Origin of the sequence: Paenibacillus lutrae (assembly GCF_009757775.1) — a bacterium.
Classification (GTDB): domain Bacteria; phylum Bacillota; class Bacilli; order Paenibacillales; family NBRC-103111; genus Paenibacillus_F; species Paenibacillus_F lutrae.
In genome coordinates this window covers 21,978-32,471 of record NZ_RHLK01000026.1, presented here as the reverse complement: position 1 = coordinate 32,471, position 10,494 = coordinate 21,978, and the positions used below count along the sequence as shown (strand labels likewise).

Here is a 10,494-nt window from a genome sequence, read left to right as displayed (position 1 = left end):
AGCCACCTGGCTTTGGAGAACCGGTGGCTCAAAACAGAAACTTACTGCATTTTTGAGTTTTTTATTTCTCCAAACAAGACAAACTCCTGAGTTCCATTCGGAACAAAGGAGTTTGTCTGCAATCTGAGACCGAACTTATGAGTTCGGCCTGCTTTTAAGATTTTGTGCGGTTTCTCTCACCTGGATGTTGACGGCTGGTTAACGGTTGATGCCGCCGCATCACCGGAAGCGACCGGCTTCTCGGGAAGAGGCGCAGGAACCGCAGGAGTCGCAAGCAGCTCATCCTGTCCGGTTTCTCTGCCCTGACTGCGGATAAACAGCCATATGCCGGACAGCAGCAGCAAACCTGCGCCGACCTGGATGCCTGTAATCGCTTCACTCAGCAGGTAATAAGCCAAGATCGTAGAGCCAAGGGGTTCCCCGAGCACACTCATCGACACTGTGGCGGCCTTCATATATTTAAGCAGCCAGTTAAATAAATAATGACCGAACAGAGTCGGTACGATCGCAAGCAGCAGGAACATAGTCCAGTCTGTCTGGCTGTAGCCAGTCAGAGGAGTTCCCTGCGCGATATTATAGAGGCCGAGCACAGCGCCTGCGGCTAGAAAAACAAAGAAACTGTAGACAAACGCAGACATCGACTCTCTCATCGATTTACCGATCAGCATATGCACGGCTACGGCCGCGGCACTCACCACGGACAGGATGTCCCCGCGCAGTGCTTCACCGGAGAAGCGGAAGTCCCCCCAGCCGATCATAGCCGCTCCGATCATCGCGATCAGAATACCGGCTATCGTTCCCAAACTGCTTTTCTGCCGGAAAATCAGATAGGCGCCGCCCATAACAAAAATAGGCTCCAGTGTCAGTAGAGCAGTCGACGAAGCAACCGTTGTATAGGAAAGCGAGGCCATCCAGAGCAGAAAATGAAGCCCAAGGAAAAAACCGGAGCTGATTAACCAGGCTAGGGATTTCCAGCGAATGTTCCTAATTTCCTGTGTGTACCGGAACAAAAACGGAAGCATGATTAGGGTAGTCAGAAGCAAACGGTACATAGCGGTTACAGCTACCGGAGCGGAACTCCAGCGGACGAAAATAGCGGAGAAAGAAATTCCTATGATCCCTACAACAAAAGCAATCCATACAGGAAAAAGCGGTTTGTCAGTCGTTTGTGCTGTCATGTTCAGTAATCCTCTTCCAATGGTCAATTTTATGAATCCCGAACAAGTATACCTGATTTAACCTCCTCTGTGTACGGCATTTTCCTTCCATTATTTTCTAGTATCACGCGCAAAAAAATAACCTTTACCCGCAAAGGAGTAAAGGTTATGAAAAAAAGATCCGACGGATGACTACTTTCCACGATAATCATCCGTAGCCACAGTATATCGTATATGATTTTATCAATACTAGATGTATATATTGGTATTGCAGCTCTGGTTGTTAATCAAGAACCGCCGCAATGTGTTTAGCCGTCACCGACCAGTGAGACGTGTTCCAGTAGGATTCTTTGTTCTTCACATACAAAATTTGCGGAGATGCGTGTTTGACACCGATGTCTTCGGCAATTTTGTTCGAAACAGGGCGGGACTCAATCACTTTAACGAGATAGTAGCCGACCTCCTGATTGGGCTGTTTGCCCAGATAATCGTCGTATTCTTCCAGCGCACTCGCACTTACCGGGCAAGTCGTACTATGCTTCAAGATGACGAGAGGTTTGTCTGTGGAATTCTCCAGGAGATTGGTCCATTCTTCTACGGTCGTTATTTCAGTCCAGTTAGCCACTTAGCACCGCTTCCTTCCTCGTTCTTTTATCGGGATACTAGTCATTATAAAGAAATCAATCCGTATGTACAAATGCAGCGTTCATCTTGTGCAGCAACCTACCGGATAAATAGAGCGCCGATAATTAGCGCGCCGATAATTCCCCATACCGGATTTATGTTTAAATACTGTACCATGATAAAATATCCGGCCGCCAGCAGAAATGGAAGAAATTTCACCGGACCTTCTGTCGTACCGAAGCCGAACTTCGCGAAGTCATACGCCAGCATAGCCAGCATGACAAAAATAATCGGCTGTACGCCTTTGATCATTCCCCGGATCACCGGGTTCCCGTTCAGTTTGCTCATTACGCCGACCAGGGCCACCATAAGAATAGCCGTTGGCAGTACCACGGCTCCTATGGCGACTGCGGCTCCCATCCAGCCTCCGACTTTAAACCCGATATAGGCCGCCAGCTTAGTCGCAATAGGTCCGGGAAGAGCATTGCCGAAGGCAAGCGCTTGTCCGAACTCCTCTTTGTTCATCCAGCCGAACCGGCTTACCACCTCGTTCTCATAAAGCGGAATGATGGAGGGGCCGCCCCCGTAGCCAAGCATGGTAGAACGGCCGAAGGCCACAAACAATTCCCACAGCTTCATCACTGTCATCTGCCACTCCTGTCCTTGCTAGGCTTTCAAAATTTATTCCTAGTATACCCCAAAATCATCCACACACGGGAAAAAGTTTCTGACGGATACTCCGGTACCGCAGGAAAAGACCTGACAACAATCGGCCAGGTCTCCCGCCAGAAAAGGCGCTAACGCAGCGCCCTTACAAGCTTCTTTTCATTAGATGACCCGGAACGTACCCGTACCCAGCGTCCCCAGACGCCCCTGTGCATCGGTCACCCGGCCGCTGGCCGTCAGCATCTTGCGCGTCTGATGCACGAGCTCAGCCGTCACAATCAGCTCGCCCGGCTGCATAGGCGCAACGAATTGTACGTTCAAATTAGTTGTGACAATCTTCTCGTCCGGTCTCGCCAGCATGAGCACGATACCCATCGCATTATCGAGCAGAGACGAGGTAACGCCTCCGTGGACAATGCCGATGAGATTCAAATGGTGCTGCTGCGCGTTCAGGCGAATGACGACCTTCTCCGTACTAGCTTCCAGCAGTTCACAGCCCAAATAGTCCCAGAATGTGTCTTTTGCCTGATCGATCATCTCTTGATAGCGGGGGTGCAGCAAGCTTTCTTGTTCCACCAGTCTCCCTCCCTTCTCTATAGCGACATTATAACGGGACATACTGGAAAGAAAAAGTCCCGGTCAGGGACTTTTCATTAGTGGATGGGCAGCAGAGCGGAATCCGCCCGCGGCCCGCTTCCTCATGCCTTTTCCTTTTCCTCTTCTTCGTCTACCTTGGACGGACTCGGATTCCGGCTTCCCGGGGCCTGCTCTCTAACGGAGTCCCCCGGAACCTCGTGCTTCCCGTGCTTCTCGTGCTTCTCGTGATTCTCGTGCTCCCTGTCCCTGCTGAGCAGTTCCATCTCTTCTTCGAGAAGTTTGCGCCGGAGCACTTTACCCACCATCGTCTTGGGCAGCTGGGTCCGGAATTCGTAACGACGGGGAACTTTAAAGGCTGCAAGGCGTTCACGGCACCAGACATCCATTTCCTTAGCCGACAGACTTTCACCGTCACGGATAATAATGAAGGCTTTCACCGTCTCACCGCGGTAGGGGTCGGGAACACCAATTGCTACAGCCTCTTTGACGGCTGGATGCTCGAACAGCACTTCCTCGATTTCACGCGGATAGATATTAAATCCGCCCGCAATAATGATATCCTTCTTCCGGTCAACAATAGAGAAGTAACCCTCTTCGTCCATCCTTGCCATATCGCCTGTATAGAGCCAGCCATCGCGGAGAACCGCTGCCGTCTCATGAGGGCGGTTCCAGTATCCTTTCATAACTTGCGGACCCCGGACAACCAGTTCCCCGATCTCGCCTGCAGCCGCTTCTTCTCCGGTGGCCGGATCAATCACTTTGGATTCCGTATCTGGAAAAGGAAGCCCGATCGTTCCGATTTTGCGGTCCCCCCAGATTGGATTGACATGTGTGGCCGGTGAAGCTTCCGTCAGTCCGTATCCTTCAATGAGTCTTCCTCCGGTTAGTTCTTCAAACCGCTCCTGGACCTCAAGCGGAAGGGGAGCCGAGCCGCTAAGACACACATTAATAGAAGAAAGATCATAATCCCGGATTCGGGCGTGATTGATCAGTGCGATATACATGGTGGGCGCACCCGGAAATATAGTAGGCTTCAGCTTCGCAATCATCCGGAGAATTACTTCAATATCAAACTTAGGTATAAGTACGAGCATCCCTGACTTCAATATCGCTTGATTCATGAGAACAGTCATTCCAAAGACATGAAAAAATGGAAGCGCTGCCAAATATATTTCTTCACCGTCCTTGGACCGGTAACACCACTTGGCTGCCTGCACGGTATTCACCACCAGGTTATGATGTGTCAACATCACGCCTTTGGACAGCCCGGTAGTGCCCCCTGTATACTGCAGCAGGGCAACATCCTCTGCCGCATCCACTTCAGCCATCACGGGATCAGACGAAGCATAAGATAAATGCGTGCGGAAAGAGCGGATTTGATCGCTCCAGTCTACGTTTAAATCTGCCCCGTCCCGCTTCGCTTTAATCGGATACAGGACATTTTTCGGAAAAGGCAGATAGTCCTTAATGGAAGTCACAAGCATGTGGCGCAGGTTCGTTCTGGACATCAACGGTACAACTTTAGGATGTAAAAGATCCAGAGTAACCATGACTACGGAACCGGAATCCACCAGTTGATGCTCCAGCTCCCTTTCCATATACAGCGGGTTGGTCTGCACAACAATGGCTCCTGCCATTAATGCTCCGTAATAAGCAATGATGCATTGGGGGCAATTGGGCAGCATGATCGCCACCCTTTCCCCCTGTTTGACACCGAGCTGCTTCAGCCCGTTCGCAAACCGGTAACAGGCATCCAGCAGCTTGGCGTAGTTCATTCTCTTTCCCATAAAATAGATTGCGGGCTTCTGCGGATATTTCCCAGCCGCTTGAACGAGAAAATGTGCAAGATTGTGCTTGGGATATTCGTAAGTCGAGGCGACTTCGTTTTCGTAGTGATGCAGCCAAGGCTTAGCTGAATCCATACAAGATCATCCCTTTCCCGGGAGCCGGATCGTCAAATGACGTATTTCTCAGAGGCGATGACACGAGCGGCAATTTGCCGTTTGAGGCCGACTGCGTCTGCCGGTATGCTGCGGGTCAGCTTCTTAAGCACAGACAATTGGGTCCGCAGCACATCGCCGGTTTCCATCGCAGCCAGCGTATCTTTGGCAAGACGTTCGATTTCAGAGAAAGCTTCGTGCACGTAAACCTCGGTCATCTGGATCGCATTCTGCGCTTTGGTTTCTCCGGATTTCCCCGTAAGCTTACGGGTACGGATAAGAACCGTTTCCATCGCAAAGATCTGGATCATCATATCCGCCAGGTTGCTCAGCACTTCCTGCTGTTTTTCCAGATTCATGCCGTATTTCTGTACGGCCGATCCGCCAGCCATCAGAAACACTTTTTTGGCCATACTGACCAGATGAGCTTCTTGCTCTAATACGCCGTCAAACGTCTGGCCTGGAACCAGCTGCAGCAGTTCGGATTGGAGGGCTTGTGCTCTGCCCAGTAAATCGATTTCCCCTTTCATTGCTTTCTTGAGCAAGGTGCCCGGAATCAGAAGACGGTTGATTTCATTGGTTCCTTCAAAAATACGGTTGATCCGCGAGTCGCGATAAATCCGTTCGATTTTATATTCTTGAATAAAGCCGTAGCCTCCGTGAATCTGAACACCTTCATCCGCGATGAAATCAAGTGCTTCAGAGGCGAATACTTTATTGATGGAGCATTCAAGCGCATATTCCGCAATCGCCTTGGCTGACTGTTGACCCGCTTCATCGCTGGCATGGTCCAGATTCTGAAGCGCCTTGTCAATCATGCCGGATGTCCGGTACACCATGCTTTCGGTGACATACGTGCGGATATTCATTTCGGCCAGTTTTTTCCCGATCAGAGGGAACGAAGAAATCGGCTGACCGAATTGCGTTCTCGTATTGGCATATTTCGAACTGAGTTCTATCGCTTCTTTGGATGCTCCCAGACAACCGGCTCCAAGCTTGAATCGACCTATGTTCAAAATATTAAAGGCAATAATATGCCCGCGTCCGATTTCCCCCAGTACATTGCCGGCAGGAACGCGGACATCTTCAAAATACAGCGGACACGTCGATGATCCTTTGATTCCCATCTTCTTCTCTTCCGGTCCCACCGATAAGCCTTCCATATTCCTCTCCACGATAAAAGCCGTAAAATCTTTGCCGTCCACTTTGGCATACACAATAAAGATATCCGCGAAGCCCGCATTCGTAATATACAGCTTGGAGCCGTTCAGAATATAAGATTCCCCGTCTTCCGAGAGCTTTGCCGTCGTTTTGGCGCCGAGCGCATCTGATCCCGAGGTTGGCTCCGTCAGGCAGTAGGCCGCGATTTTCTCGCCGGTGGCGAGTTCAGGCAAATATTTATTCTTCTGTTCTTGCGTCCCGAAGAACACAATCGGCAATGTGCCGATCCCTACATGCGCGCCGATCGATAACGCGAAAGAGGAGGCTTTGGACAGAGTCTCGTTAATGACGGTGGAGCTGATTTTGTCCAGGCCGAGTCCCCCGTACTCCTCCGGCACATCTGCCCCAAGCAGGCCGAGTTCCCCGGCTTTGCGCATCAATTTCACGGTAAGCCCGTAGTCCAGCTTCTCGATTTCTTCATCCCTCGGAAGCACTTCCCTCTCCACGAAATCCCTTGTCGTCTCCATCATCATTCGCTGTTCTTCCGTAAAGTCCTCCGGAGTAACCAGGGCATTTACATCCAAATCCTCAATGACAAAGCTTCCGCCTTTTACGATTATCGTCTCAAGCATCTCTGATCTCTCCTTTAATGGATTCATATGCGGATAGGAGCTTGCTTTAGTTCATGTAAATCGCCGGGAAGCATGCATTAAGGACCGAATACTTCAAAGACTCCTGCGGCTCCCATACCGCCCCCGATACACATGGACACGACGCCGATCCCTCCGCCCCTGCGCCTAAGTTCATGCACAAGGCTCGCTGTCAGCTTCGTGCCCGTGCAGCCGAGCGGATGACCCAGCGCAATGGCGCCCCCGTTCACGTTCACCTTCTCTTCTTCGAGGTTCAGCTCCCGGATGATGTGCACGCACTGGGACGCGAACGCTTCGTTGATCTCGTACAGATCAACCTGATCCTGCGTGATTCCGGCCAGCTTAAGCGCCTTCGGAATCGCTTCGACCGGCCCGACGCCCATGATCTCGGGCGCCACGCCTGCCAGTGCGAAGGAGCGTAGCGCAGCCAGCGGCTTGAGGCCCAGCTCCTCTGCCCGTTCGCGGCTCATCACAACGGCCGCCGCTGCGCCGTCGCTTACCTGCGAAGCGTTGCCCGCTGTGACGCTGCCGCCCTGCGTGAAGGCGGGACGCAGCCTGCCGAGCACTTCAAGGGTGGTGTCCGGGCGGACGCCTTCGTCCGTATCCAGCACGATCGGCTTCTCCCACCTGTTGCTGCCGGCATCTACGCCCACGAGCCGGGTTGCGACAGGCACGATTTCTTCCTTGAACTTCCCGGCAGCAATAGCAGCCGCCGCTTTGCGGTGACTCTCGGCCGCGAAGTGGTCTTGATCCTCGCGGGTGATGCCGAACTGCCGGGCGACATTCTCGGCCGTATGACCCATGCCCATATAGACTTCGGGCATCTGGGTCGCCAGTTTGGGGTGAGGCGACAGTTTGAAGCCGGTCATCGGCACATGACTCATGCTTTCTACCCCGCCGGCGATGATAACTTCCGCGTGCCCCAGCATGATCCGGTCTGCGGCATAAGCAATAGCCTGCAGGCCGGAGGAGCAGAACCGGTTGACCGTAACAGCCGGGACTGTATGGGAAAATCCGGCATACAGCGCCATCGTCCGGGCAAAATTCAGCCCCTGTTCGCCCTCCGGCATGGCGCAGCCGATAATTATGTCCTCCACATCTTCTTTGAGGAGCCCCGGTGCCCGGCGCACCGCTTCTTCGAGGACAATGCGTCCGAGATCTTCCGCCCTCGTCTGTGACAAGCTGCCCTTCTTCGCTTTTCCCGCCGGCGTACGCACGATCGATACAATGACTGCTTCTTTCATTGTGTTCTCCCCTCGCTTCGTCCCGTTTTAGTTGCGCAGCGGTTTGCCATGGGTCAGCATGTGCTGCATCCGCTGCTGGGTCTTCGGCTCTCCGCACAAACTCAGGAACGCTTCCCGCTCCAGGTCAAGCATATACTGCTCCGATACCAGGGTGCCCGCCGGAACATCTCCGCCCGCCAGCACGTGTGCAAGCTTACCTGCAATCAAACGGTCATGCTCACTGATATATCCGCCGAGCTGCATCGAATAAGAAGCGACCTGGAGCACCGCCTTGCCCGTGTCGCCAACGACGCGGATCCGCTCTTCCTCCGGGAGCACATAGCCTTCACGATCCATGGCAAGCACGGCTTGCTTGGCCGCATAAATGCGGTGATCGCCGCTCAGAACGACAGAATCGTGCGGCCCCATATAGCCGATCCGTTTCGTATCAAAGCCGCTAGTCGATACTTTGGCCATTCCGATTGTCTCGAAATATTGATTTATGATTGGCTGCAGATCAATATCCGGATTCCCCGCCGCTATCCGGCTTGTGCGCAGCGCCATTTCTTTGCATCCGCCCCCCGCCGGAATAAGGCCCACGCCAACCTCAACGAGCCCGTAATAGGTTTCCGGCGAGAAGATAACCCGGTCTGCCGGCAGGCAAGCTTCCACACCGCCGCCAAGCGTCATGCTGTGAGGTGCCGCTACGACCGGCTTCTCCAGTCTTTTGAGAGTCATCATGCTGTTCTGGAATAAGCGGATGATCCCGTCGACTTCGTCCCACTCCCCATCCTGGGCTTCCATCAGGAGCAGCATTACGTTAGCTCCCACGCAGAAATGCTTCCCTTCATTGGCGATCACCAGTCCTCGGAAATTACGGCGCACCTCGTCCGTACTCTTCTGAATCATCGTCAGAATATCCGCACCGATCGCATTGTTCGGGGAATGAAACTCCAGACAAGCCACTCCGTCTCCGATATCAATCAGGCTGGCGCCGCTGTTGCCCAGCACAACCTTGTTCTGCCGCTTAAGCGTCTGGAGCGAGATATGCTCGGGACGCGTCTTCAGCTCGGTATAAGCATTCTTCAGGTAATAAAAAGTCGCTTCTTCCCGCTGCTCATAGAAATGAGTATGACCGGACGCGATCCACTCCTTAACCCAGTCAGCAACTGTATCCCCTTCCTTCTCCATCCGCTCTGCCGATCGCTGCAGGCCGATGGCATCCCATAATTCAAAAGGTCCGAGATCCCAGTTAAAGCCCCATTTCATGGCACGGTCGATCTCGACAATGGAATCCGCAATCTCTCCCAGTTTATCAGCCGAATACAGCAGGACTGGCTTGAGGACATTCCAGGCGAGTTCGGAATATTTATCCTGCGCCGACAGCAGCGCCTTGATCTTGGCCGCCGCTCCTTTGGCGCTCTTAGCCGCTTCAAGTGAGGCCGAAGTTATTTTGCGCGCAGGCGCGTATTCCAGCGACTGCAGGTTCAGAGCCTGAATTTCCTTTCCCTTCTGCGTTCGGACTTTCTTGTAAAAGCCCTGCCCGCTCTTTTCTCCGGTCCATCCTTGGTTCACCATACTTTTCAGCACTTCAGGAACTTCAAAAACGTTCTTCTCCGCTTCGCCGTCTACCAGATCGTAAACATTCCGGGCCACGTGGACAAAAGTGTCCAGTCCGACCAAATCCAGCGTACGCAGCGTTGCACTCTTCGGTCTTCCCAAAGCCGGGCCCGTTACCGCATCGATCTCCTCCACCGTAAAGCCCTTCTCTAGCATTTCACGCAGTGTTACAAGCAGCCCGTATGTTCCAATGCAGTTCGCAATAAAGTTCGGTGTATCTTTGGCTCTTACAACCCCCTTGCCGAGCCGTTTCTCACAAAATTCAGTCATGTAAGACACGATAGCCGGATCGGTCGTCTCACCCGGGATGACCTCCAGCAGTTTCATGTAACGCGGGGGATTAAAGAAATGCGTGCCGAGAAAGTGCCGTTTAAAATCAGCTCCGCGCTCTTCCACCATCGCACGAATGGAAATGCCCGAAGTATTGGACGTTACAATCGTTCCAGCTTTCCATACCTTCTCAATTCGGGCAAACAGGCTTTTCTTAACATCCAGACGCTCTACGACGACCTCAATAATCCAATCCGAATCTGCCAATTTACCCAGATCATCATCAAGATTCCCCGGTGTTATCCGGGAAGCAAATGCTTCACTGTACAGGGGTGGCGGATTCGTCTTCGTAAGCCGCTCAATGGCTGAAGACGCCAGGCGGTTACGGAATTGCGGATGTTCCAGCGTCAGACCTGCTTTCTTCTCATTTTCCGTTAAATGCTCAGGTACGATATCCAGCAGCAGACAAGAAATGCCTGCGCCCGCCAAATGCGCCGCAATCGCCGCGCCCATAACACCGGAGCCGATCACGGCCGCTTTCTCAATCGGTTTCACCATGTCCTATACCTCCTGATCTTCTGATGGC

At 52.7% G+C, this 10,494-nt stretch carries 8 protein-coding genes; all 8 read right to left on the bottom strand.

From position 1 onward, the window contains the following. Positions 1-176: 176 nt before the first annotated feature. Entirely contained in the window at positions 177-1,178 is a 1,002-nt protein-coding gene (locus tag EDM21_RS23825) for a DMT family transporter (protein ID WP_157338867.1), read from the bottom strand. 262 nt (positions 1,179-1,440) lie between these two features. Then, the gene (ytxJ, locus tag EDM21_RS23820) at positions 1,441-1,782 is read right to left on the bottom strand and encodes a bacillithiol system redox-active protein YtxJ (RefSeq protein ID WP_166542165.1); all 342 of its coding nucleotides are present in this window, start codon (positions 1,780-1,782) and stop codon (positions 1,441-1,443) included. A gap of 98 nt (positions 1,783-1,880) precedes the next feature. Continuing rightward, a complete protein-coding gene (locus EDM21_RS23815; RefSeq protein WP_084783532.1) occupies positions 1,881-2,429 on the bottom strand; it encodes a chromate transporter in 549 nt (182 codons plus the stop codon). Between the two features lie 180 nt (positions 2,430-2,609). Then, a complete protein-coding gene (locus EDM21_RS23810) occupies positions 2,610-2,984 on the bottom strand; it encodes a PaaI family thioesterase (RefSeq protein ID WP_235918346.1) in 375 nt (124 codons plus the stop codon). A 161-nt stretch (positions 2,985-3,145) separates the two neighbouring features. Then, on the bottom strand, positions 3,146-4,966 hold the full coding sequence (locus EDM21_RS23805; protein ID WP_157338865.1) for a long-chain-fatty-acid--CoA ligase: 1,821 nt from the start codon (positions 4,964-4,966) through the stop codon (positions 3,146-3,148). Positions 4,967-4,998: 32 nt separating this feature from the next. Continuing rightward, positions 4,999-6,777: an acyl-CoA dehydrogenase family protein gene (locus EDM21_RS23800; RefSeq protein ID WP_157338864.1), complete on the bottom strand. Its 1,779-nt coding sequence runs from the start codon at positions 6,775-6,777 to the stop codon at positions 4,999-5,001. 77 nt (positions 6,778-6,854) lie between these two features. Beyond that, positions 6,855-8,039 (bottom strand): acetyl-CoA C-acyltransferase, encoded by a 1,185-nt coding sequence (locus EDM21_RS23795; protein ID WP_157338863.1) that lies wholly within the window; start codon positions 8,037-8,039, stop codon positions 6,855-6,857. A gap of 27 nt (positions 8,040-8,066) precedes the next feature. Then, positions 8,067-10,466 (bottom strand): 3-hydroxyacyl-CoA dehydrogenase/enoyl-CoA hydratase family protein, encoded by a 2,400-nt coding sequence (locus EDM21_RS23790; RefSeq protein WP_157338862.1) that lies wholly within the window; start codon positions 10,464-10,466, stop codon positions 8,067-8,069. Between the last annotated feature and the right edge of the window lie 28 nt (positions 10,467-10,494).

Bases quoted from the DNA above. Each gene is read 5' to 3' on its own strand.
- EDM21_RS23825 (WP_157338867.1), bottom strand. From the start codon at position 1,178: ATGACAGCACAAACGACTGACAAACCGCTTTTTCCTGTATGGATTGCT.
- EDM21_RS23805 (WP_157338865.1), bottom strand. From the start codon at position 4,966: ATGGATTCAGCTAAGCCTTGGCTGCATCACTACGAAAACGAAGTCGCC.
- EDM21_RS23810 (WP_235918346.1), bottom strand. From the start codon at position 2,984: ATGATCGATCAGGCAAAAGACACATTCTGGGACTATTTGGGCTGTGAA.
- EDM21_RS23795 (WP_157338863.1), bottom strand. From the start codon at position 8,039: ATGAAAGAAGCAGTCATTGTATCGATCGTGCGTACGCCGGCGGGAAAA.
- EDM21_RS23815 (WP_084783532.1), bottom strand. From the start codon at position 2,429: ATGACAGTGATGAAGCTGTGGGAATTGTTTGTGGCCTTCGGCCGTTCT.
- EDM21_RS23790 (WP_157338862.1), bottom strand. From the start codon at position 10,466: ATGGTGAAACCGATTGAGAAAGCGGCCGTGATCGGCTCCGGTGTTATG.
- EDM21_RS23800 (WP_157338864.1), bottom strand. From the start codon at position 6,777: ATGCTTGAGACGATAATCGTAAAAGGCGGAAGCTTTGTCATTGAGGAT.